Annotated in this window: 19 protein-coding genes and 3 tRNA genes; 8 read left to right on the top strand and 14 right to left on the bottom strand. The window is 60.8% G+C overall.

All coding sequences use genetic code 11. The features are described 5' to 3' along the window. Window positions 1–21 precede the first annotated feature (21 nt). From PG898_RS06595 to PG898_RS06535, 13 genes are all read right to left on the bottom strand, one after another. On the bottom strand, window positions 22–1,284 hold the full coding sequence (locus PG898_RS06595; protein ID WP_263685285.1) for a hypothetical protein: 1,263 nt from the start codon (window positions 1,282–1,284) through the stop codon (window positions 22–24). A 200-nt stretch (window positions 1,285–1,484) separates the two neighbouring features. Beyond that, the gene (locus PG898_RS06590) at window positions 1,485–2,045 is read right to left on the bottom strand and encodes a hypothetical protein (protein WP_263685268.1); all 561 of its coding nucleotides are present in this window, start codon (window positions 2,043–2,045) and stop codon (window positions 1,485–1,487) included. Window positions 2,046–2,184: 139 nt separating this feature from the next. Next, entirely contained in the window at window positions 2,185–3,609 is a 1,425-nt protein-coding gene (locus PG898_RS06585) for an NAD(P)/FAD-dependent oxidoreductase (protein ID WP_270823939.1), read from the bottom strand. 85 nt (window positions 3,610–3,694) lie between these two features. Next, window positions 3,695–4,519 (bottom strand): FTR1 family iron permease, encoded by an 825-nt coding sequence (locus PG898_RS06580; RefSeq protein ID WP_182785678.1) that lies wholly within the window; start codon window positions 4,517–4,519, stop codon window positions 3,695–3,697. Continuing rightward, window positions 4,519–7,500, bottom strand: a complete 2,982-nt coding sequence (locus tag PG898_RS06575; RefSeq protein ID WP_270823940.1) for a YncE family protein — start codon at window positions 7,498–7,500, stop codon at window positions 4,519–4,521. Before PG898_RS06575 ends, PG898_RS06580 begins: the two co-directional genes overlap by 1 nt. A 4-nt stretch (window positions 7,501–7,504) precedes the next feature. After that, on the bottom strand, window positions 7,505–7,954 hold the full coding sequence (locus PG898_RS06570; RefSeq protein ID WP_005327423.1) for a hypothetical protein: 450 nt from the start codon (window positions 7,952–7,954) through the stop codon (window positions 7,505–7,507). 123 nt (window positions 7,955–8,077) lie between these two features. Then, window positions 8,078–8,563, bottom strand: a complete 486-nt coding sequence (locus PG898_RS06565) for a YqhA family protein (RefSeq protein WP_041205479.1) — start codon at window positions 8,561–8,563, stop codon at window positions 8,078–8,080. A gap of 82 nt (window positions 8,564–8,645) precedes the next feature. Next, a complete protein-coding gene (locus PG898_RS06560; RefSeq protein WP_270823941.1) occupies window positions 8,646–9,347 on the bottom strand; it encodes a peptidase in 702 nt (233 codons plus the stop codon). A gap of 31 nt (window positions 9,348–9,378) precedes the next feature. Further along, window positions 9,379–10,179, bottom strand: coding sequence for a transglutaminase family protein (locus PG898_RS06555; protein ID WP_270823942.1), 801 nt, complete (start codon window positions 10,177–10,179; stop codon window positions 9,379–9,381). Beyond that, window positions 10,176–11,102, bottom strand: a complete 927-nt coding sequence (locus PG898_RS06550) for an alpha-E domain-containing protein (RefSeq protein ID WP_270823943.1) — start codon at window positions 11,100–11,102, stop codon at window positions 10,176–10,178. Before PG898_RS06550 ends, PG898_RS06555 begins: the two co-directional genes overlap by 4 nt. After that, entirely contained in the window at window positions 11,096–12,532 is a 1,437-nt protein-coding gene (locus tag PG898_RS06545; RefSeq protein ID WP_268432940.1) for a circularly permuted type 2 ATP-grasp protein, read from the bottom strand. The genes PG898_RS06550 and PG898_RS06545 overlap by 7 nt, the downstream gene beginning before the upstream one ends. 311 nt (window positions 12,533–12,843) lie before the next feature. Then, window positions 12,844–12,919 (bottom strand) — tRNA-Asn (locus PG898_RS06540). Between the two features lie 2 nt (window positions 12,920–12,921). Further along, window positions 12,922–12,997, bottom strand: a tRNA-Asn gene (locus PG898_RS06535). 556 nt (window positions 12,998–13,553) lie between these two features. On the opposite strand from PG898_RS06535, the gene dauA reads away from it, so the two are divergent. Continuing rightward, the gene (gene dauA / locus PG898_RS06530) at window positions 13,554–15,290 is read left to right on the top strand and encodes a C4-dicarboxylic acid transporter DauA (protein ID WP_270823944.1); all 1,737 of its coding nucleotides are present in this window, start codon (window positions 13,554–13,556) and stop codon (window positions 15,288–15,290) included. A 181-nt stretch (window positions 15,291–15,471) separates the two neighbouring features. After that, window positions 15,472–15,559, top strand: a tRNA-Ser gene (locus tag PG898_RS06525). Between the two features lie 441 nt (window positions 15,560–16,000). On the opposite strand, the gene PG898_RS06520 is transcribed toward PG898_RS06525, so the two are convergent. After that, window positions 16,001–17,215, bottom strand: coding sequence for a hypothetical protein (locus tag PG898_RS06520; RefSeq protein WP_270823945.1), 1,215 nt, complete (start codon window positions 17,213–17,215; stop codon window positions 16,001–16,003). 671 nt (window positions 17,216–17,886) lie between these two features. Between PG898_RS06520 and hcp1 the strand changes: the two genes are divergently transcribed. The 6 genes from hcp1 to PG898_RS06490 all read left to right on the top strand — a co-directional run bounded on the left by hcp1 (window position 17,887) and on the right by PG898_RS06490 (window position 24,145). Beyond that, on the top strand, window positions 17,887–18,405 hold the full coding sequence (gene hcp1, locus PG898_RS06515; protein WP_025326621.1) for a type VI secretion system effector Hcp1: 519 nt from the start codon (window positions 17,887–17,889) through the stop codon (window positions 18,403–18,405). 58 nt (window positions 18,406–18,463) lie between these two features. Next, window positions 18,464–18,682: a hypothetical protein gene (locus PG898_RS06510; RefSeq protein WP_218408783.1), complete on the top strand. Its 219-nt coding sequence runs from the start codon at window positions 18,464–18,466 to the stop codon at window positions 18,680–18,682. Between the two features lie 241 nt (window positions 18,683–18,923). Next, window positions 18,924–21,155 carry a type VI secretion system effector VgrG gene (gene vgrG / locus PG898_RS06505; RefSeq protein WP_270823946.1) on the top strand — a complete coding sequence of 744 codons (2,232 nt, stop codon included), beginning with the start codon at window positions 18,924–18,926 and terminating at the stop codon, window positions 21,153–21,155. Window position 21,156: 1 nt separating this feature from the next. Further along, window positions 21,157–22,476, top strand: coding sequence for a type VI secretion system polymorphic nuclease effector (locus PG898_RS06500; RefSeq protein ID WP_270823947.1), 1,320 nt, complete (start codon window positions 21,157–21,159; stop codon window positions 22,474–22,476). Between the two features lie 9 nt (window positions 22,477–22,485). Continuing rightward, complete coding sequence (locus PG898_RS06495; protein ID WP_270823948.1) at window positions 22,486–23,475, top strand: PoNi-like cognate immunity protein; 990 nt, start codon at window positions 22,486–22,488, stop codon at window positions 23,473–23,475. Between the two features lie 82 nt (window positions 23,476–23,557). After that, window positions 23,558–24,145 (top strand): DUF6630 family protein, encoded by a 588-nt coding sequence (locus tag PG898_RS06490; protein WP_270823949.1) that lies wholly within the window; start codon window positions 23,558–23,560, stop codon window positions 24,143–24,145. Window positions 24,146–24,201 lie beyond the last annotated feature (56 nt).

The raw sequence follows: 24,201 nt of genomic DNA, 5'->3' as shown, positions 1-24,201 counted from the left end.
TGGGCCAGAGCCTTGAGCCTGTCAGCGCGGGATGGCGAGCCAGAGGCCGGGTTCGGCGCCAAAGCGGGGGGCAAACCAGTGCGTCTGGTGGGGGAGCGGCATCTCGTTCTGCGCTATGGGGCGGCGACTGAGGCGGCAGGCCCCCTGGGTGAGCGCAAGGGCGGCATCCCCCTGATACCAGCCGTCGGTGACGGGCAATGCCGTGGTTTCCCTAAGCAGCCGTACTCCCCACTGAGTCACCAAGGCCGGGCAGGTCCGCTCTGCCAGCCTGGCGGCCTGCACCATGGCGGGCGGCGCTGGCGGTATCAGGATGGTTGCGAGCAGCAGCAGGCTCGCCGCCATGGTCGGCAGTTCGCCCTGGCGCGGCAGCATGCCCGCCAGCAGCACGATACCGAGCAGGGTAATGGGCGCCAGGTGGCGAGGATTGTCGGGGTTCTGGCCAAACAGGGTCCAGAGCAGCAGGGCGAGCCAGTAGAGCGACCAGAGCGGGGAGAGGGCGGCGGTCTGGCCCTTTAGCCGCTGCCAGACTGGCAGCAGGAGCAAGGCCCCCATCATCAAGGGCCAGAGCGGGGTGAGCTGATCGTTGAAGGTGCGCGCCCAACTTAGCAGCCGATCGCCGCGGGCCGCCGCCGTGTTGCCCCAGAGGGTGAAGTGACCGTCGGTAAAGCGCCGCCCCTCGCTGAAATAGGCCCAGCCATCGGCCTGCCAGACAAACAGCAGGCAGGCTAGCCCCACCAGGGTGATGGGGAGCAGAAACTTAAGGCGCTCACCCTTGTGCGCCATCCCGAGCCACAACGGCAGTAGGGCCAGCACCAAGTAGGAGGGGCGCAGCGCCAGCATGAGGCCCAGCAGCAGACCGGCCAGTGTTATCTTGCGATGCAGCAAGGCCAGCAGCGCCCCGAGCCAGGCGGCGAGCGCAGGTCCATCCGAGAGGCCGGAGAGCGCCAGCGTTGGCGTGAGCGGCAGGGCCAGCACCAGCAGCCAGACCGGCGCAAAGAGACCCGGGCGTTGCCACAGCTTGGCCGCAAGCCCAGCGGCGAGTGGTGCGATCAGCGCCGTGCCGAAGAGGCTCGCCCACTGCACTGCGGCGGCGGGATCGTCCACCGCCAGGTTGATCAACCGCGCCAGCCAGATAAAGGCGGGGTAGCCCGGAAAGTGGGGGGAGAACTCCAGCACGCTAAAGCGCGTCACCCCGTGGGCGAAATTGAGGGCATCATCGGAATCGAGCGCCACCGGGAAGGCCAGCAGCCAGCAAAGCCACACCCCTTGCAGCAGGATCAGCAGCCAAATGGTGGTTGAGCAGGAGGAAGCCCAACGCAGAGACCTTGCCTTCCCCCTCATCCCCATCCCTTCTCCCGCAAGGGGAGAAGGGGGCAAACCGGCGTCCGGGTGCATCTAGCGGCAGGCAGTGCGTAGGGTGGGTAGAGCGCAGCGAAACCCACCGTTTGTCACAGCGAGATGGCGCAATGATTGGCAGGTTGCCATCAAAGCGGCGCCAGCACGGCCATCAGCGCTTTTTCTGCATCGGTAAAGGCGGCGGCATCGGCGGGCTTGGCGCCTACCCCGAATACCCCCGGGTTGCCAATGGCGTCGAGCACCCTGGCCAGCGCCTGTTCGGCGGCCTTGCGATCCCCTTCGACGAGGGAGGGGAGGATCAAATCGAGGAAGCGCTTGCTCTTGACCACCAGCACCTTGGCGGTCTGGTAGTCGCCAAGGTTCTGGCTGGCCCCCTCAAGGCGGCGTTCGATCTCCGCCTTGTAGGCCCGGTTGAGCAGGGCCGCGGTAGCCGCGGCGTCTTTGGCCTTGATGGCGGCCGCGAGCGGTGCTTGCAGCTCGACCTTGTGGTGCTCTTCCAGATAGGTCAGCTCGTCGGCAATCTCGCTCAAGGTGGCGCTGGCATCCTTGCCGTCAGTGGCGGCGGTCAGCAGTGCCTCGCGGGCGTCGATCAGCGGCTCCTTGCCTGCGGCGGCGTAGGAGTAAGCCTGTGCCTGCCCGCTCAGGGTCAGCAGCAGGGTGAGGGCGAGTAAACCCGGGCGGATGGTCATCCTGTTCTCCTTTCTTATGCCAAGAGGCTATGCCCATGGTGCGGCCCTCCGGCCACGCTCTGGGTTTCAATCACGGTATTTTCGTTGCGCTGGTTGAAGGTGTTGCGGCGTCTGTCTACTTGTTGGACACCGACAATCATCAGGCCACGCTCTGGGTTTCAATCACGGTATTTTCATTGCGATGGTTAAAGATGGCGTGGCGTCTGTCCACCCCGTCGATCACCATGTCGGCCGCCATCATGCCCATCTCCATGGCGGTGTCGGTGAAGATATAGCGAAACGTCCCCTGGCGACCGGTCATGATGAGGTTGCCTATCGGCATCAGCGCCTTGATGGCTTCGTTGCGGCGCGCCTGATAGCCGAGATCCATCAGCGGATAGGCGTACTCGCTGCGCGCCTCGAAAGTCTCATCGCCAAGCTTGGCGGTATCGACGCCGAGGTTCGCGAGATCGGCGGTGACCCGGCCGCGCAGATCGGCCAGCGGCGCCTGCCAGGTGGCATCGCCCGGGTTGCAGGGGATCTCCAGCATCACCGAGGTCTGGCCCTGGGGCGCCATAAAGGGGCTGCGCCGGCGCGGCTCCTGCAGACGGGTGGCCAGAATATGGGGGTCGGAGAGGTACTGCCAGGTGTTGTCCGACAGGTTCTCCTGCTTGAGCGGCATATTGACGAAGCGAAGCGACCGGTAGTGCAGATCGCACGGCAAGCCCAGATGCTGGCAGGTGAGCGGCAGCGGCAGGGTGGAGATCACCTGATCAAAGCGCTCGCTCTGCTCAACGTCATCTTGTTTCCAATACACCCGTTCGATGCGGCCATCGGCCTGCTCAAGGCAGGTGATGGTGGCGCCGGTTTTGAGCTCAACCCCCTCGGCAACCAGCCGCTCCCCCAGGGTGGTGAAGATCTGGCCAAAGCCATATTTGGGGTAGCGATATTTGCGGGCATAGGTGCGCACCGAAATGCTGCCGTTTCGCCTTGGCAGCAGGCGGCGCGCCACGTCTTTAAGGTCAATCAGGCTGATGCGCTGGCCGGCCCAGTCGGCGGAGAGCTTGTCCGGGTTGATGCCCCACAGCTTGCCGGTGTAGCCCTCGAAGAACTGGCGGTAGAGGGTGCGGCCGAAGTGACTCTGGATCCACTCGGCAAAGCTCGCCTTGGCAAAATCATCCGGTTTCTTGGCAAAGGGCAACAGCAACAGATCTTTCACCGCACCGGCCATCAGCGGCAGCGGAGCGGTCTTGAGCAGGTTGGTCAGATTGAGGGGGTAGTCATAGGTGCGCCCGCCAAAGCGGATCACGCTCTTGCGCTCGGCGTGGAGCAGATCGTCCCCCATCAGCTCGTCGATAAAGGCGAGCAGCTCGGGGTTCTTGGTGATGAAGCGGTGGCCGCCGTAGTCGAAGCGATAGTCGCCGTCGCGCCCCTTGAAGGTCTGGGTGGCGCACATGCCGCCCACGACCGGCTCCTGCTCGAACAGGGTAACCGTAAAACCGGCCTGGCAGAGGCGCCAGGCGGCCATCAGCCCTGCGGGACCGGCACCCAGCACCGCAATGTTTTTCTTGTTGTTGTCGCTCATGACTGTCTATCCGAAAAATCTGGCAAAGGAAGAGGCTTAAAAAGCGGCCCCTTGGCCGCTTTTGAGGGAGCTGCGCAACGCGCGATCAGCCTTGGGCCCTGGGTTGATAGCTGCGATGCCAGAGGGTGACGAAGATGACCAGATAGGCAGCCCAGGTCAGCAGCTGCAGGCCGGCCGGCGAGGCATTGTAGCCAAACAGGGCGCGCAGGAAGGTACCGAAGACCCCCCGATCGTCGAGAACCTGGCTGATGTTGAACACGGGCGTGGTCCAGAAGGTGATGACGTCTGCCGCCTGCAACATGTTGACCGCAGAGGAGAGCAGGCCAGCGGCGATGATGATGATGAGCAGGCCGGTCCAGCGGAAGAAGGGAGCCAGCGCCACCTTGCGGGTGGATCGCAGCAGCCCCCATACCAACGCCACCGAGACCAGCAATCCGCCCAAGGCGCCGATGAGCCCCTCATGCAGATCCACCCCCTGCCCTGAGTAGATCAGGGCTGAGAAGAACAGCACGGTTTCAAACCCCTCGCGCATCACGGCGAGGAAGGCGAGCAGCACCAGGCCAAAGAGGTTGCCGCCATCGATGGCCGCATCGATGCGTGCCGTCATGGCCCCCACCTGGGATTTGGCCTGCTTCTGCATCCAGATCGCCATGTAGGTGAGCACCAGGGTGGCGAAGAGCAGGATCCCCGCCATCAGCAGGTGGTTGTAGCGCTCGCTCTCGAACTGGCTCACCACCACCTGGAACAGGAAGGCGACGACGAGGGAGGTGATAAGACCGAGCCCGACTCCCAGATAGATGAGCTTGTTGTAGCGGCTCGCCCCCAGCTTGGCGAGGTAGGAGAGGCAGATGCCGACCAGCAGGAAGGCTTCCAGCCCCTCGCGTAGGGTAATGAGAAAACTTGCGAACATCAGGATTGAGGCTCCGTATCGGGCGTGACGGGGAGGGGCTGCAGGGTCAGTTGCAGCCGATTGAGTTGCACTATGGGTGGCGCCGGCAAGTCCGGCTCGGCGGCGCGCACCGCATCACTGACCCACTTGGGGTAGGTGCGGAAATTGAGTCTGATATCGGCCTTGAAGGGCCCTTGGGCATCCGCCGGCAGCGGCCAGGCTTCATCGCGCCAGCCATCGGCCGGAATGCGGGTATCTTCAAGGAGCTTGGCGTAGCGCCAGAACTTGAGTCCCACCGGCTTGCCCTCGGCATCGCCGAACACCTTCCTGAACAGGCGCGCATCCTCGGGCACGGCGCCGTTCACCGGCTGGCCGCTGGTGAGCACGATGTTTCCGTTGGCGTCGGTGACGGTCAGCTCCAGCCAGATCTCGCGAAAATCGGCCACCCCGGTGGGGAGGGCGTGGCCGGCGCCGACGTTGGTAACCCGCACCACCAGCTGGCGGTTATCGACAGTCCCATCAATGCGGGCGGAGAGAGTGGCGCTGGCGCGCAGCAGTGCCAGGCTCTCCTGCTCGAGGGCCGGGTTCCTCAGCCCCACCAGCTGGTGCTGGGCGCCGGTGAAGTTGTGGCGATAGAGCCGTTCCTTCACCGGGCCGTTTTCGGTGGATTGGCCCGCTACCGGTGCGCCGCCGTTGCCGGGCTCCGGGTTCATGTGGCAGTCGATGCAGGTGCGCCGCCTGGCGGGATCGTCTGTTTTCGCGAAGCTGGAGTTCTCCCACTCATCCCAGGTGTTGACGATGTTGGCGCCGGTGCCTGGGGCAAACTCGTTGTGGCACGACTTGCACAGGGCCGCATCCCGGTAGAAATCCTTCTGGTAGGAGGCCTTGTGCATGGCGGGGCGGGCGTTGATCTGCCGCTCGGCCAGCCAGTGCTGAAGGCTGCCCCCCGGGGCATCCTCGAACACATAACTCTCCCTGTCTTTCAGGTTCACCGTGAAGGCACTGTTGCCGCCAGCATCCTCGAGTTTGGTGATGCGATGGCACAGCACGCAGCCGGTGCCTTCCTCGACAACCGGTTCACCTGCCTTGTGGGCGGCAATCAGCGAGGCGCCGCCCTGCTCAAACATGTGGGAACCCTTGGGCAGATCCTGCTGGCCGTTCAGCACCTGCTGGGGCATGTGGCAGCCCTGACACCACTGGCCGAACGCTTCCCCTTCGGTCTCGCGGGCCAGCGCCTGCACCACCTTGTAGTAGGGGTGGGAGTTGCCCATCAGCCGGTGGTTGCTCTCGCTCCAGTCCTTGAAGGCCTGTTGGTGGCAGTTCTGGCAGGAGGCGGAGTTGAGCCACTCTTTCGGGTGAGTGGTCGGCGCCTTGGCGGGATCCGTGCGCGGGGCATCGAGTCGCAGCCAGTTGGCAAGATAGGGGAGGTTGCCGTCCGCCGTCACGAAGGCGTGCAGATCCTCCATCATCGCCTTCACCTCGGGTTGGGGCTTGGCGGGATCCACCACTGCTGCGCCATCTCGGGTGTCGTGGCCCATGCCGCCCTGGGTTTGCTGAGTCATGCGCAGGTATTCGCCGACAAAGTCCCCCGCCACCATGTTGGCGAGGTTGGCGTGGCCGTTGATGGCGTTGTCGCCGCTCTTCTGGCGATGGGCCGCCATCAGGTGGCGGTTGGTGAAGTTGAAGCCGTCCAGATGGCAGGAGTTGCAGCTCATCCAGTTGTCCCCGGCCATGGGGAAGCGGCTATTGGCGCCGTTGTTGCCGAGCGTGTTACCAAGATGGAACAACCGCTCGCCGCGCTTGAGTTGCTCGGGGCGGGGGTCTCTCTCCACCAGTTTGGCGAAGTGGGGCACATCCACGGTGACCCGGGCGAAGGGGCCGCTGCCGCCGGTACTGAGGCGGGTGAGATCCTGCCCCATGGCGTTGTGCACCAGGATATGGTCGCCGTCTACAAACAAGTCCCGCGGATTCTGGCCCGGCAGGTGGCGCAGCAGCTGGGTCGCCTTGGCACCCCCCTGGAACTTCTTGCGGCGGTGGCGGTTGCCGTTCTGCTTGCCGCTGCGCGAGAGGTCGAACACCAGCAAGTCCTCGGAGCCCGCCAGGGTCAGATAGACCCGCTTGCCATCGGCGGCGAAGCGCGCCGCGAACGGGTTGGAAACGATCTGGCTGCGGTTGCCGACGTTTGGCAGGTTGATCTGCAAAAAGAGCTGCTTTCTTTCATCTACCCGCTCTTTCTCCTCATCGAGATCGATGATGGAGACCGCCGGGAAGACGGTGCTCTGAAACTGGAAGGGGTGGTCGAAACTCCACAGCACGTGGGGCAGCCAGGCTTCGCTGCCATCGGGGGAGAGGGCGATGCCATCGAGCAGGCGCGGCAAGCCTTGGGAGTCGCTTGGCGTGGCGCTGTGGGTCTCGGCTAGGGTAATGAGCCTGGGTTTGGGCAGGGTCGCGCCTTTGGCGCCTTTCTCAAGCCTGGCGAGATCATAGATGGCGAGTTGGCCCGTCATGGCGTGGGTGAGCAGCAGGCGATCGTCGTCGGTCAATGCCAGCCCGCGTGGGGTCTCGGCAGTCTCTGCATCCAGCTGGAGCTTGCCTGAGCTGTCATAGGCCTGCAGGTGACCCGATTCGAACAGGCTGACCCAGAACCAGCGCCGCTTGGGGTCGAAGATGACGCCGTAGGGTCGATGGCCGGTGGGGATCGCCTTCTCCAGATCGAGATCATCATCCAGCAGCAGCAGGCGATCGCCGCTGTAATCGGTGACCAGCAGGGTACCGTTGTCTGCGCGGGCCAGTTGGCGCAGATCCCCCCCCAGTTGCACCTCGTTGAGTCGCTTGCCGATTTTTCGTTCAAGCAGGGTGACCGAGCCGGCGCTCTGGTTGGCGGTGACCAGGCGCGGGGCGTTCCCCTCGTCATAGGCGATCATGGCAGTGCCCATCTCCTGGGCCGAGGCAGTCCCCGGCAGCAGGGCGGCGAACATCAGGGATAACAACAACTTCAACATAAGATCAGGTGCGCCATGTCAAGATGGTCCAGCGCCAGGCGTGGCGCAGCACCAGGGGCGTCAACGCGAGCGCGCTCAGCCAGTGGGCCCAGCTGGCAAGGTTGCCGAGGCTATCCCCCGGGGTGCCGTGTAGCACCAGCAGCAGGCCGCTGGCCAGACAGACCAGCAGCAAGGCTTCGATGATGCGCCCGGTGGTGCGCAAGAAAGGCTTGCGGCTCTTGCTCAGCAGACTGCGATGAGAGAGCCAGAAGGCACCAAATAGCAAGGGAAACAGGGTGAGCGAGAGCATGACATGGAGAAACAGATTCCAGCGTGCCAGGGACCAGACCGGGGTCAGCGGTTCCCACAGCAGCAGGCCGGAGAAAAACATCAGGTAGAGGGAGCCCTCGGCGGCCTGATGGTGATAGGCCAGCCACTGCCAGCACTGTCGGGGTGAGAGGGAAAGGCTTGTCATTGATTGCTCCAACGCCCGGGCGGTACGGCCCGGGGGGAGCAAGTTTATAACGCAGTAAGGGTAATGAAAAGAGTTATCAATTCGGTCCTTGATGAATAGATCCTGAATGAAATCAGGGACGGGTCACTTGTGGTCTGCCAGCCGTTCCGTGATGGCGTAGATGAGGGCCGCGGTGGAGAAGGCGAGGAACACGATGACCGACCATTTCATCTCGATCTCGTTGCCGGAACCATCGTCCAGGAAGGCCTTGAGCACCTCGATCCCGGCGATGGTCACCAGAGAGTTGATGACGATGAGTTTGAGTGAGGCGAAGTTGATCTTGCTGAGCCAGTTGTCACCCAGGGCTGCCCGCTGCTCCGGGGTCTTGATGAACTGCACGTAACCGCAGATAGCCACCAGGATCAGCATCTGGGCCACCAGCACGAAGTCCACCAGGGTGAGTACCCCGGTGATGAGATCCAGATAGTGGATGTCGATGATGTCGCGGCACAGCACATAGAGCTGCATGGCAAACTTCACCATCAAGAGGGCGACACAGATAAGGATGCAGACATAGAAGGGAAACATCATCAACCGGCTGCCGTTGAGCATGACGTTGAAGCGGCGCATGGGAAACTCCATCGAAAAGAAAGGCAGCCAGAATATCCGGAAAGAAAGGAGCGGGAAAGCGCCTTGGCGCCTCCCGCACGGCTTAGAGGGGGAAGGTGGGGAGACCCTGGAACAGTTGCTGCAACCCCTCTCCCCAGGCCTTTCGCAGCGCCAGGAAGTGGGGGTTCTGTTCGGTGATGCGGTGCAGGTGTGCCGCCGAGAAGCTCCCCTCGGAATAGACCAGGGCATCCAGGGGCAAGCCCACCGAAAGGTTGCTGCGCAGGGTCGAGTCGATGGAGATGAGGGCGCACTGCAGGGCGGTCTGAAGCGGCGTCTCATGGTGGATGATGCGGTCGATGATGGGCTTGCCGTACTTGCTCTCACCAATCTGGAAGTAGGGGGTGTCGACGCTTGCCTCGATGAAGTTGCCCTCCGGATAGATGTGGAACAGGCGATGGCGCTCCCCCCGGATCTGGCCCCCCAGCAGGATGTTGCAGCCGAAGTTGACATGGCCCTGCTGCTGGCCCCCATCCCGGCTGATGACGGTGCGTATGGTCTGGCCGATGAGGGCCGCGACCTCGTAGAGGCTGGGGAGGGCAAGGAGCTCCTGCCCTTCCGTCAGCAGGCTGATGACACTCTGGGTAGTGGCCAGATTGCCGGCGCTTTGCAGCACAATCACCCTGTCCTCCTGGGTGAAGAGGTGCAGCTTGCGGAAGGTGGCGATGTGGTCCACCCCCGCATTGGTGCGTGAGTCTGAGGCGAAGACGATGCCATCTTGCAGGCACATGGCGACGCAATAGGTCATGGCCGCCCTCCCGCCAGCCCTTCCCGGGCCCTCATTGCTGCTGCCCATCCAGGCGGGTGACCCGCGCCTGGCTCTGCAACTGCTCGCAGCCACCGCCGTAGCGCACCCCGCGCACCGGGCAGGCATCCAGGTAATCCATGCCGACCGCGAGCTTGAGGTGCTCGTTGGCGGAGCAGGTGAGGTTGGTGACATCGAAGGTGTGCCAGCGCTCCTCGATCCACACCTCGGCCCAGGCGTGCATCGCCACGTGGCTGCTGTCCTGGCTGTAGAGGTAACCGCTCACGTACCGCGCCGGCAGACCGGCTTGGCGGCAGCAGGTGAGGAACACATGGGTGTGGTCCTGACAGACGCCGCTGCCCGAGGCGAGAGCCTCGTCGGCACTGAAGGTGGCGTCCGTGCTGCCGGGCTGGTAGGGCATCAGCACCAAGATGCGCTCCATCAGGCTCTGCAAGTCAGCCAGGGCGGGCTCTTCTGGCAGACAGTCCTGGGCAAGATCCCGCAGGGCCGGGGTCGGACTGGTGAGGGCGGTGGGCCTCAGGTAGCTCAGGGGGGAGATGAGAGAGCACTCCTCATCTTCCTGGGCATCGTCGCAGATCTCCACCTCGCCATGGGCGCGGATCAGGATCCCCTCGTGAGGGGACTCCAGGCTCAGCACGTGCAGTATGTTGCCGTAACCGTCCGTGGTGCAGGTGGCCTCCCCGGGCAGCTCCAGCTGCCAGGAGAGGATCTGCTGGCGGGCGGTGCTGTGGGGGGTCAGGCGCAGGTACTGGGTGCTGCGGCGCACCACGTCGGCATAGTGGTAGCGGGTCTGGTGATCGATGATGAGTCTCATAATACCTCCAGGTAGGCGGCGTGGATGCTCTGGCCGATGGCGCCGATGTCGCCGAGGAAATTGCTCAGATACGCCTGCATGCCGAGGGCAAAGACATCGTCGATGGTGCCATAGGTCAGATGGGCGTTGAGTATGGTGGTGAGACGCCGGGGCGTCTGCCCGGCGTTGCCCTCGATCTGGGCCAGGATCAGCTCCATCTCGTCGAGGCAGGCGCGCAGGGAGCGCGGCACTTCGTTGCGCAGGATCAGCAGCTCGGCGATGGAGGCGTGGGAGAGCGTCTTGTAGAGGGTCTGGTGCGCCTCGTAGGCCCCCACCGAGCGCAGCAGGGCGTTCCAGCGGTAGAACTCGCGCACGCTGTCCTCGTCCTCCCGGATCACCTGATACTTCACGGTCAGGATGCGCGCCGTGTTGTCGGCCCGCTCGATGAAGGTGCCAAGGCGCAGGAACCAGAGTACGTCCCCCCGCATGATGGTGCCGTAGGTGGCGCCGCGAAACTGGTGGGAACGCTCCTTGATCCAGTCGAAGAACTCCTGGGCCTGGCCGCTGGAGAGCCCCGCCTTGCGGCGCCTGCGGATCTCTATCCAGGCGGCGTTGATGCTCTCCCACACCTCTCCCGGGATCTTGCCGCGCACCCCGTGGGCGTTGTCCCTGGCCATGCGCAGGCAGCTGAAAATGCTGCTCGGGTTCTCCTCGTCGAAGCAGAAAAATTGCAGCAGGTTCTCCATGTTCACCTGGCCGTAGCGGGCCAGGAAGGGCTCGTGGGTGCCGCTGATGGTGAGGGGGGCCAGCAGCTCGCTGTGATCGGCGTCGATGGAGGGCATCAGCGACATGGTCTGGGTGACGTCCAGCATGCGGGCCGTGTTCTCCGCCCGCTCCAGGTGGCGGGACATCCAGTAGAGTTCGCTTGCGGTGCGGCTCAGCATGGGTTGCCCTCCATGACCCAGGTGTCCTTGGTGCCGCCGCCCTGGGAGGAGTTGACCACCAGGGAGCCTTCGGTGAGGGCGACCCGGGTCAGGCCGCCCGGCACCAGGCGCAGCTCCTGTCCGGTGAGGACGAAGGGACGCAGGTCTATGTGGCGGGGGGCGATGCCCGCCTCGACGAAGGTGGGGCAGGTGGACAGAGAGAGCGTCGGCTGGGCGATGTAGTTGTCCGGCCTGGCCTTGAGCAGCTCGCGAAAACGGGCCAGCTCCTCGCGGCTGGCGCAGGGGCCGATCAGCATGCCGTAGCCGCCGGCGCCATGGACCTCCTTGACCACCAGTTCCTCCAGGTGCGCCAGCACATAGGCCAGGGCCTCGGGTTCCCGGCACTGCCAGGTGGGGACGTTGTTGAGGATGGGCTCCTCTCCCAGGTAGAAGCGGATCATCTCCGGCACATAGGGATAGATGGACTTGTCATCGGCCACCCCGGTGCCGATGGCATTGGCCAGCACCACGCCGCCAGCGCGATAGACAGAGAGCAGGCCGGGCACACCGATGAGGGAGTCCGGGTTGAAGGCCAGGGGATCCAGGTAGTCGTCGTCGATACGGCGATAGATGACATCCACCCTTTTCAGTCCAGTAGTAGTGCGCATCAGCACCTGACCATCCTTGACCACCAGATCCGCGCTCTCCACCAGCTCCACCCCCATCTGCTGGGCGAGGAAGCTGTGCTCGAAGTAGGCACTGTTGAAGCGGCCCGGGGTCATCACCACCACGCAGGGGTTGTCCACCGGGCTGCTCTCGCGCAGGGTCTGCAACAAGAGCGCCGGGTAGCGCTCCACCGGCGCTATAGGCTGGTTGTGAAACAGCTCAGGGAAGAGGCGCATCATCATCTTGCGGTTTTCCAGCATGTAGGAGACCCCGGAGGGAGTGCGCAGGTTGTCCTCCAGCACGTAGTAGTCGCCGTCGCTGTTGCGGATGATGTCGACCCCTGTGATGTGGACATAGGTATTGCGGTGCAGGTCGACCCCCTGCATGCAGGGCTGGTACTGGGCATTGGTGAGGATCTGGGCGGCCGGGATCACTCCCGCCTTCAGGATGCGCTGATCGTGATAGATGTCGTGCAGGAAGGCGTTGAGGGCGGTGACGCGCTGGCGGATCCCCTTGTCCAGATGCTGCCACTCCCGGGCGGGGATGATGCGGGGAATACTGTCAAACGGGATGAGGCGCTCGGCGCCGTCCCCATCCCCATAGACGTTGAAGGTGATGCCGACCCGGTGAAACAGCAGGTCGGCCTCCTCACGCTTGCGCTCTATGCTCTTCTCGTCGGTTTGGTGCAGCCACGCCAGGTAGGCGTGGTAGTGATCGCGAAACTGGTTGTCGGCGAGCAACATCTCGTCGTAGCAACCGGGTCCGGGCGGCTTGATGGGTAGCATAGGCAACTCCTTGTGACGTCCCTGACGTCAGGAATTGCAAGGGGTGTGCCAGTCAATTGAGTCGCTATGAAGGCCGGTGTCAGTAATTTTCTGCTGATAAATCATATGGATGATTATTCTGTCAGCATGGGGAAAAGGGCGCCGCACCAGACTGGTACCCCATAGAGGGTAGCCCTGCGCCATCTTGTGGCAGTGCCTCCAGGCGCGATGAGGAGAGACCGGCAAGGAGGGGAGGCAATGCTGCTTCGCCTTGCCCCGTGTTGGGGCAGTAGAAACGAAAAAGCCCAGTCCTGAGACTGGGCTTTAGAAGATGGCTCCCTCGACAGGACTTGAACCTGTGACATACGGATTAACAGTCCGCCGTTCTACCGACTGAACTACGAGGGAATTGGCTCCTCCTACTGGACTTGAACCAGTGACATACGGATTAACAGTCCGCCGTTCTACCGACTGAACTAAGGAGGAATTGCCTGTCTCGTCGAGACGCAGCGGATATTAATGATCCCCTGGACGGGTGTCAACCCGCCGCTCCACGGAAAAATGGCTTTTCGGCCCGTTTGCCCAAAACTTGGTCGCTGTGGACTATTTTCAGCACAATCAGCAGCTTGAGATGCCCCTGCCTGCGGTTGTGGTTGATCAGGCCGTGAGAGGGGGCACCCGGATTGCCTTGCTGGGGCGCGGCAATGGATGGTCCGACATTGATGGTGATGGGTGAGAAAATCGGTGAGGTACCGCCTGTCGATGGTGTTGCATCTGTGATGATAGGGGTATCGACGCGCTGCAGATTGGCGATGACAAGATATCTGGAGGGGTGGGGTTAAAATCGGCGATATGCGGTCTATCGATAACAATAATGCGGGGTAATGGCCATTTCTTGATCCTGCCCATCGAATTATCGGGCCGGCTCAGGTATGGTTGCTCTGGATACCATCGCCGCGTCGACAGCTCTGCCGGCCCTTGATGATGATCGGGTGCCGGTTCACCCCGGCCTTTGTCTCCCTCTTCTGGTATTACCCTAGACATGCACAATCAAGCTTCCTTACAAGGCGTGAAGCTGGCTATCGCATTGCGCCAATCCTGCATCGACGAACCCTACAGCGTGCCGCGTTTTGGCCGTGACCTCATCGCCGGCATCACGGTCGGCATCATCGCGATTCCGCTGGCCATGGCGCTGGCCATCGCCAGCGGGGTGCCGCCCCAGCATGGCCTCTACACCGCCATCATCGCCGGCATCGTCATCGCCGTGACGGGGGGCTCGCGCTTCTCGATTTCTGGCCCCACTGCCGCCTTCGTGGTGATCCTCTATCCGGTGGCCCAGCAATTCGGGGTGGGGGGCCTCTTGATGGCAACCCTTATCTCCGGCTTCTTCCTGGTGGCCATGGGGATGGCACGCCTCGGCCGTCTCATCGAATACATTCCGCCCTCGGTAACGCTTGGCTTTACGGGCGGGATCGCCATCGTGATCGCCACCTTGCAGATCAAGGACTTCTTCGGCCTGCACGTTCCCGAGATGCCGGAAACCTATGTCGGCAAGGTGCAGGCGCTGGCCCATGCCCTGCCAAGCTGGCAGTGGGGTGATACCCTTGTGGGGGTGGCCACCCTGGCGGTACTGCTGCTCTGGCCCAGATTGCGGCTGCCGGTGCCGGGTCACCTGCCGGCCGTGCTGGTGGGTGTCGGCTTGGCTTTCGGTCTGCACCAGTTTGGGGTGGATGTAGCCACCATAGGCAGCAAGTTTAGCTATACCCTGGCCGATGGCACCCAGGGCATGGGGATCCCCCCCATAGCCCCGACCCTGGTGATGCCCTGGGCCCTGCCGGGACCGGATGGTGCGCCGGTGGAGTGGAATCTCGCCGCCATAGAGCGGCTGCTGCCTGCTGCCTTCTCCATGGCCATGTTGGGAGCCATCGAATCCCTGCTCTGCGCCGTGGTGCTGGACGGTATGACGGGGCGCAAGCACAGCTCCAACGGCGAGCTGGTGGGGCAGGGGCTAGGCAACATACTCGCCCCCTTCTTCGGTGGCATCACGGCGACGGCCGCCATCGCGCGCTCCGCCGCCAACGTGCGTGCCGGTGCTACCTCGCCCATCTCCGGCATAGTCCATGCGCTGGTGGTGCTGGCCGCCATCCTGGTGCTGGCCCCCTGGCTCTCCTGGCTGCCGCTCTCGGCCATGGCCGCCTTGCTGCTGCTGGTGGCCTGGAACATGAGCGAGGCCCACAAGGTAGTGGATCTGGTGCGCCGGGCGCCCCGCTCGGACGTGCTGGTGCTGCTGGTCTGCCTGTCGCTCACCGTCATCTTCGACATGGTCATCGCCATCACCTTCGGGGTGATCCTGGCGTCCTTGCTGTTCATGCGCGAGATCGCCAAGATGACCAAGCTGCACAATCTGGCGGAGCACGGGCGCTATGCCAGCGATGTGCCGGCACAGACCCTGCTCTACAAGATCAATGGTCCCCTGTTCTTTGCGGCGGCGGAGCGGGTCTTCGACGAACTGCTGGCCCAGGTGGGTGAGCACAAGGCGCTGATCCTCCAGATGGAGGCCGTCTCCATCCTGGACGCCGGCGGGCTCTCTGCCTTCCAGCAATTTACCAGGCGCATGGCCAAGTCGGGCGTCCAGCTGAAGGTGGCCGAACTGCAGTTCCAGCCCCTCAAGACCCTGGCGCGGGCCAAGGTGCGTCCTGTCCCGGGTGAGCTGGAGTTCTACGGCTCGCTGGAGGAGGCTATCAGAGGGGAAAATTTGCACGAAGCGGTTGAAAATTGACGTAAAGGGATAGGAAACGGCATCTTTTTGGTCACTTGGTTCGCAAATTGAGCAATCGATGGCAAAAGATGAAAAATGAGATTGACCGGTCCTCTCCTATCCCTTACATTACGCCCCGTTCCGGCGCAGCAGCGCAACGAACCCGTGTTGGCTGAACACGTTAAGCGTCAGACCAAAATTTGGTGAGGTGTCCGAGTGGCTGAAGGAGCACGCCTGGAAAGTGTGTATACGGCAACGTATCGAGGGTTCGAATCCCTCCCTCACCGCCAAATTAGAAAAACCGACCTCAGGGTCGGTTTTTTGCTTTATCCGGTGACGGACGGCTCGGTTCGAGCCCTGGTTCGACAGGCGGGCAGGATAACCTGCCTGGACAGCCGCAGGGCGAGCGCCAGGAATGGCGCGAGTCAATCCCGACCCTCCGCCAACTTGAAAGCCCGACCTGATGGTCGGGCTTTTTGCTTTTGGGAACCTAATCTCCCCAAGTGCGGCGAAGAGTGGTCGATCCTTGCCGGAGGAGCACGAGGTTACTTGGCGGCTCCTACGCCGTAAGCCCCACAGGCGTGTCATCTCCCCGATCCTCTTTCTCCCTTTCGGAGGACTGTACCCGGTTTATCAACCGGGGTAGCTGTTTGTCCCCAGCCCCACCGGCGTGCTGGCGGGACTTTTCTATTGCCCTATCCCTGCCTTGCGCCGAGCCTCTCCCTGCCCTATCAGAAGATCACCCCGACCAGTCTGTCGAGTAATGCTTCGAAGGAGAACAGGGTGAGGAGCAGGGGCAGGAAGGGCACCACAGTCGCGAATACCAGTTGCAGGAACATGTCCCGGCTAAATGGCATGGGCCTGATCTCCTTGATGACGGCATAGGCATTGCCGAAATCGGCGAGGGACTGGATATCCGAGGCACCGAGCAGGGATTCCCCGTCCCGGTCTGCCGTGCGCAGCCAGCGGTGTTCGAAGTTGCGGCTGTATTCGGCGGCGAGGGCACCGTATTCCCGCAGTCCCATACGCTTGGCCGCCAGAATATGGGGGGTGAAGACCGTCAGGGGCGCCAGTACGAGCAGCAATCCAAAGCCGGCTAGCAGGATGATCTCCGGCTTGTAGGCGGTCAGCACGGCGGCGTCATAGAAGATCCGGTTGGCGATAAAACCGGCCAGCTGGGCACCCAGTGCGGTCAGCAGCGGTGAGTAGGCGTAGGCCGAGCCCCCGAGAAAGCCGAGGCCGCAGTTGCGATCGGGATGGGTCGGCATGAGAGCGAGGGGGATCCGGGAAACCTGCCAGAGGAAGCGTGCCCAGATCAGAAGCCGGTAGAGCCAGCGCAGGAGCAGGAACTGGATAATGGGATTACTCACCCAGAAGAACCAGAAGCCGGGCAAGGTAAGGGTCGCATGACCCTCATTGAAGGTGGCGTACCAGGTTGAAGATTCCAGGGTGAAGGTGCTGGTCCGGATAAAATACCCCATCGAGAAGACGCACAGGATGAGCCCGACCTCTGCGGGGATCGAGTTTCGCCAGCTCATGGCACTGCGGATGGCATCATGAAAACGTGGCAAGGAGAGCGGCGAGATCAACCCTCGCTCGACAAACTGGCTGACGATACCCCGGATGCGTTGATGGACGATCAGTTCGGCGAACACCAGCAAAGAGACGCAGATGAGAAAGCGGACATGAGTTTCTATGTCCAACAGAAAGGGCACGGCCACCCCTTTAAGCAGGCTCCCTTCCCAACCGCACAGCAGCAACAGGGGCAACCAGCAGATCCCGCAGAGAATAAGGATCCTGCGCCTGATATGCACCTCTATATCGCCAAGGTGAGCCCGGCTCCACAGCTGATAGAGCGGCCCTCCCAGGATCAGGGAGAAGTTGCCTGGATCGGACAGAGGAGGCGTGAGGGGATCGGGCGAAGTGACAGGCCTGTGATGCGACATGATGGGACCACCTTGGTGTGCGATGAAAGCGCCATCCAGCCGGTACTGGCTCGCCTTGCCACCGAGGTGGAGGGCGAGGGCGCTGCGGGCCGGGATCGGAGCTTGGTGTCATGAGTGCCCCATGACGAGTCCTCTGAACTCAGCCTCTGTGGTGGCTGAAAACCCCATATGTAAAAGGATTGGCAGAGGAAAGTCATTGTCGCGATGGCGGGTTCCATCTCAGTACCCTTGAGCAAGCCCCATGGCTATAGGTATAGCGTTTGCCATGGACTGGTGACGTGATCAACCTACGACAATTTCACTCTTGAGGGCTCTCCAGCGTTCTCGATGATGGCCAGCACAATCCCTTGCCTCAGGGCTGTGTCATGCCAGAGAAAGCAGGGGCTGTTGTTGGCGAGATAGTGCTGAAAAGAGCCGTGCATTCATCGTTTATGGCGGTATTACATGCTAGTGTGGGCAACTTTTTGCCTTAGAGGTGGTGTTAAATGCTGCCATTGCAATAAATGCCAGCAATAGACTCTTTATGCGCAAGGTGTTGCGGTGTGGTGATGCTTAACTGGGCATAAAATAGGTTCAAGTTGTTGTTTTATAGCTAAATAATGAATTGGCATGGTCACTGCTAATGGTTTCGGTCGAGTGTCATTACCGTTCAACCCATCAGGAGCAAACTCATGCCAACTCCATGTTATATCAGCATCGAAGGTAAAACCCAGGGCAACATCACCGCCGGTGCCTTCACCTCCGACTCCGTCGGCAACATCTTCGTGCAGGGCCACGAAGACGAGATGCTGGTCCAAGAGTTCCAGCACGTCGTTACCGTGCCGACCGATCCGCAATCCGGCCAGCCTGCCGGTCAGCGTGTCCACAAGCCGTTCAAGTTCACCGTGGCCCTGAACAAGGCTGTGCCGCTGATGTACAACTCCCTGGCCTCCGGCGAGATGCTGCCGAAAGTGACCTTGAAGTGGTACCGCACCTCGGTGGAGGGCAAGCAGGAGCACTTCTTCTCTACCGTGCTGACCGATGCCACCATCGTCGACATCGACTGCCAGATGCCTCACTGCCAGGATCCGGCCAACGCCGATTTCACTCAGCTGATCCAGGTCTCCCTGGCCTATCGCAAGATTGACTGGGAACACACCGTAGCCGGTACCTCGGGTGCCGACGACTGGCGTGCCCCGATCGAGGCTTGATGCCGTGAGGGAGCGCTCGATCGGGGGCTCCCTTTTCTGAATCAGACAGGGAGGCTGCATGCCAAAAGAATCCTTCTATCCCGATACCAACGAACCGCACATTCACCTGCACAGAGGGGGGGCTACCTTCACCGACATTGGCCACAACCATAGAACTCTGGTTCGGGGATCCCTGGTGTACCGCGGAACCCAGCAGGAGGTGATCGCCGATCTGCAAAGTCGTGGTGATGCCCGCAGTCTCCAGATGGCGCAATACATCCAGGCCCATCTGGCGTGATCTCGAAGGCCGGGATACCGGCCTGCTTGTGATGTCCACTCAATAACACCCGTCCGTTTTTCTCCTGCTTGTTTGCCCTGGTGAGCGAGCACAAGAAAGATCACGACTGACGATCCGACCGCGCGCCTCATGGGCGTGCGGTAGCCATGGCGGCGAGAAAGTAGCGGCCATTGTGGATCTCTTATCCACCTCAGGTTGCCCGGCAGGCTTGCGGGGCTGGGCTGATAGCAGAGGCGTGCCGATGGCAGACAGCACAGGATTACAATTTACCGTCAAGGTGGGGACGCTGCCCGAGAGCACCTTGGTGGTGGCCGAGTTTGCGCTGGACGAGGGGTTGAACCGACTATTCAACCTGCGCCTGGAGCTGGCGAGCAGCCAGCCTGACATCGACTTTGGCGCCGTGCTGGACCAGCCGTGCGAGCTGCTGGTGTGGTACAACGGCGAGCTGCAGCGCCGGGTGTGCGGTGTGGTAAGTGAGTTTGCCCAAGGTGACAGCGGCTTTCGCCGCACCCGCTACACCCTGGAGGTGAAACCGGCGCTGTGGCGGCTATCCCTTCGCCAGAACTCCCGTATCTTCCAGGCGCAAAAGCCCGATGAAATCCTCTCAATCCTCTTGCAAGAGCACGGCATCACCGATTATGCCTTTGCCCTGAAAAACGAGCACGCCCAGCGGGAATACTGCGTCCAGTACCGGGAGACCGACCTCGATTTCGTGAACCGGCTCGCCGCCGAAGAGGGGATGTTCTATTTCCACGAGTTTGAAGCGGGCAAGCACCGCATCGTGTTTGCCGACGATGCGGCGGCCCTGACCGCCGGCCCCGAGCTCTTCTTCAACCTCGGCAACCGTTCCCTCGAGCAAGGCCCCTATGTGCGGCAGTTCCACTACCACGAGGCGGTGCGGCCAAGCGATGTCGAACTCAAAGACTACAGCTTCAAGACGCCGGCCTATGGTCTCTCCCACAAGAAGGTGGGGGCAGAGCTTGCGCACCAGCGCGACACCTACCAGCACTTCGACTACCCGGGCCGCTACAAGCAGGACGGCAGCGGCAAGGCCTTTGCCCAGCACCGACTCGATGCCCTGCGCAACGACGCTGTCACCGGCAGTGGCAAGTCCAACTGCGTGGCCCTGCTGCCGGGCCAGACCTTCGCCCTCACCGAGCACCCGAACGGCAGTCTCAATGCCGACTGGCAAGTGGTGCGCATCAGCCACACCGGCGAACAGCCGCAGGCGCTGGAAGAGGAGGGGGGCAGCGGCCCCACCGTCTATCACAACGAATTCGGGGTGGTGAAAGCGAGCACCACCTGGCGTGCGCGCATCGGCAGCTCCGAGGCCCCTCACAAACCGATGGTGGATGGCCCGCAAATCGCCATGGTGGTCGGCCCCGACGGGGAGGAGATTTACTGCGATGAGCACGGCCGGGTGAAGCTGCAATTCCCGTGGGACCGCTACGGCTCGAGCAACGACCAGAGTTCCTGCTGGGTGCGGGTGAGCCAGGGGTGGGCGGGCGGCCAATACGGCATGATGGCCATCCCACGCATCGGTCACGAGGTCATCGTGAGCTTTCTGGAAGGGGACCCAGACCAGCCCATCGTGACTGGTCGCACCTATCACGCCACCAACCGACCGCCCTACGAGTTGCCGGCCAACAAGACCCGCACCGTGCTGCGTACCGAGACCCACCAGGGTGAGGGGTTCAATGAGCTGCGCTTTGAAGACCAGGCTGGCAAGGAAGAGATCTACATCCACGGTCAGAAAGACCTGAACCTGCTGATAGAGAACGATGCCGCCTGGCACATCAAGCACGACCTGCACACCGATATCGACAATGAGCGGGTTACTCGCATCAGAAAGGTGCCGGGAAAGGAGGGGGCCCCACCGAGCCTGGGCAATGACCACCTGACGGTGGAGGGCGAAAAACGCGACCAGATCAAGGGCGATTATTCGCTGACCGTGGATGCGTCTATGCACCAGAAACTCGGTCAGAGCTGGCTCACCCAGGCGGGGCAGGAAGTGCACGTCAAGGCCGGTGCCAAGGTGGTGCTGGAAGCGGGTTCTGAGATTACCGTCAAGGTCGGCGGTTGCTTCATCAAGGTTGATGGCGGCGGTGTCACCCTGGTCGGCCCTACCATCAAGATGAACTCGGGTGGTAATGCAGGCTCTGGATCCGGTTGGGCCGGCAAGATACCCAAGAATATGGAGGGCTTGCTGGACAGTCCTCACACACGCTGGATGAAGTTTTATCACCTCGACTCCGAGCTGATGCCGCTGGCGGGCACCCCCTACAAGGCCGTATTGAGCGATGGTTCTGTGCGGGAAGGCTCTCTGGATGGTGAAGGCATGGCGCTGCTCGAGGATGTGCCTGCTGGCACCGCCTCAGTGACCTATGACCTGCAGGACACTTTTGCCGATCTGCCCCGTGAATCCATCTCGGCCCTCACCGGCCATCTCGACAGTCTGAGCGACGAGGGCTGATATGTTCGGTAACGATCTGTTTGAACAGCTCTATGACCACCTGGAGCAGGCGGTGTCTGGTGGCGCGGCCTATGTCAAACAAAGTGCAGAAGCGGTAAAAAAGGGGGTTGCTTCCAGCCTGCAGTGGATTTGGGAGGCCCTGCAGGGTGACTTCAACCCCAATCAAAGTGCAGGACAAATCGCTGCCAATGCGGTACTGGGCCTCATTCCCGTGGTCGATCAGGTGCTGGATTGCCGCGATCTGATTGCCAATGCCCGGGATATTTCCCGTGATCCCAAGCAGCCAGAGAAATGGGTTTTCCTCAGCTTTACCCTGATAGGTCTGATCCCGTCGCTGGGTTCTGCGCTCAAGGGGGTGTTGAAAATCATCTTCCTGTTTGTCCGCAAGGCGGGCGGTGATGCCACCAAGGCGATCAGACCTGCCATGGCCCCCGTGTTGACGTTTCTCAGTGACCCCAAGGTCAAGAAAGTGCTGGGTATCACGCGCCTCGACAAGGTGCTGAAAGAATTTGCTGGCCAGATCCGTGGGTTGAGAGGACAGATTGCGGTCAGCGTGCTGCTGGGTTATCTGAACGATGCCGTCAAGTCGCTGACCAGTTTGATCGGCAAGATAAAGGGGTTGGCTCCTGCTTCAGTCAGGATCTGGCTTGAGCAATCCCAGCGTCTGGTGTTGCAGATGCAGTCACAGGCGGGTCAGATGCTGCCTGTCGCCATGGGGCCCGTGCTCAAATCCCTCGATGAGATAGCCGCGGGATTGGAGAAAGAGGCGGTCAAGCATGCCCCCGGTTACAAGGCCGTGCCCGGTGGTACCGTTATCCACCCGCTGCCGGACGATGTGGTCAAAGTGAACCTCAAGATCCTGAGCCGCTCGAAGAAAGGGATTTATGGTGAGATCATCAGCGACAACTGGATGGCAAATCACAAGTTCGAGAACCTGTTGCCAGAACATCGCCGGGTACGTAGCCTGAATGACAAGCCCAGAGGGCGGGGCATCGATGGTATCTACAAGAACACCAATCCTCCGCCTCCCTACGTGGTGACCGAGACCAAGTTTCGGACGGCAGGGGGGGAGTATATTGAGGAGGATGGCACCAAGAGCACCCAGTTGTTGTCGATGACCAAGGGGTCGGGCAAGCAGATGAGCAATTTGTGGATAGAAAGGCGATTACCGGATGAAATAGCAGATAAAAAGCTATTGGCGGATATCAGAAAACAAAAATATGAATCTTGGTTGATGATCGTCGATGAGTCTGGTGAGGTGATTCAGATCACCAAGTTGAATAAGAATGCCGATGCTATCGGTACTATCCCGGTCAAGTAGGAGTAGAGAATGAGTTCGTTTATTGAGCAGCGTCGAGATCCACTATTATCTGAGGATTTCTTCTTGGTTCAGCTAGAAGACTACAAAGAATCGCTCTATTTTGACCAGGAGTGGTGGAGTTGGATAAATGATCCTCACCATGAACGTTGGAGTGACCCAGCAGGATTGCCTACTCGCTCTGGTGCCAGTGCTGGCATGTTTATGGATAATCTTGAACATCTGATCTTACTTTATTCTGGCGGGGTTTCTCATGAAGAGGTTATTGCTCAGCTAGGCATCGTCACTAAAGAGTTTTTACGCCATAAAAAAGAGTTTACAGATGAACAGTTTTATTACTGGGAGCAAGATGCCTATCAATATCTGCTCTGGATGTTCTCATTAAGCGTCCTCTATGGCCAGGATGAGATGTTGCCCGAGTTGGTGCGTTATATCAGTAAGAATCCGGAAGGGGACGACGACCCGCTGTGGAGCATACTGTTGGCCCGCTTGGGTTATCCTGGCTTCCCTCGAGGTCCAGAATCCTATATTCCCGAGGTGTATCGCCCCCTATTCGATGCCATCAAGGGAGATGGTGTGAATCCCACCAAGGTTGAGCGTCAGGCGAGCATCAAACAATATCTCAAAGGATGGTACAAGGGGTGTAAAGAGTGCTATTGGCACGACAGGCACAAGGCAAAGCATGCCATCTACTTTGGCTATTGGGCTTTTGAAGCGGCGCTGGTCACCCTGCTCTATGAGCTGGACGACAGTAGCTATCGAGACATGCGTTATTACCCCAAGGATCTGGTCGATTATGCCAGAGCCAATGGTATTGCAGAGAAATGGCAGGCATTGCGAGTAGCCCAACATCCTATTGCCATGCCGGGTTCAGTGGTGGAGCAGGATGGCAACTGGCGCTGCAACCTGAGCAATGAGCAGTGGCAGCTTCGCAAAGGGCAGCGCTTACCTTCCCAAACCCATGTAAACAAGGATGACATGTTGTTCTGGGTACAGGAGTAGTCCGCAGTGTATCGATCATGCATTGCCTGCGTGATCGATACATCGCGAACCGAGCATCGTTTTGATGCTGCGGCGGTATTGCTTGGCACCCTTGGCTCTGAATGAAAAAAATCGAGAAAGAAAAGTGAAGGCGATAAAAAAACTATTCCTGCTCCTCTCCGTCATTATCTTGTCGCCCCTGTTGATTCCCATGGTCTATGTCGAAAGACGAAGAAAGAAATGGCTTCTATCAACTTTACTATCCCCTCTGCCTGAAGAGATCAGAGCCGGCAGATTGAACGCGTTGATGAATACCCATGCCGATGAGCTACAGGGCGGCATTGTGTCAGCACTTGTTGAATTCAACGCTAATGAGCATTGGGTGTGTCTCAATATTGACTGGCGAGACGTCGAGGAAGTTGAGTTGCAGGGCAACGCATTGGCGGATATTCACGGCATCAAGGAACATTTTATTTGCTCCGAACCGGGTGAGGATGCATCGGTTTGGCACATGTTGGTGCTTTATGACTTATGGCTGCAAGCGCGAGGATATGAAGTCGTGCTTTGGGATATAGATGCAGATCAATATACAGGGTTTATTTGTCGAACGGATGTTCTCTATAAACTGTTAAACGAGGGGCGCAAGCTGGGTTTGGCTCTGGTCAAGCTGGATCATGTGAACGAGCAATAAGATTATTGGACGCCATGGGAATGTCCAGAATAAGGTCTATTTAAAGAAATAGAAAG

The organism is Aeromonas sp. QDB31, assembly GCF_027707605.1.
In the GTDB taxonomy this organism is placed as follows: Bacteria; Pseudomonadota; Gammaproteobacteria; order Enterobacterales; family Aeromonadaceae; genus Aeromonas; species Aeromonas media.
Note: the sequence above shows the minus strand (reverse complement) of the source record. Positions and strands in the feature narration are given on the sequence as shown.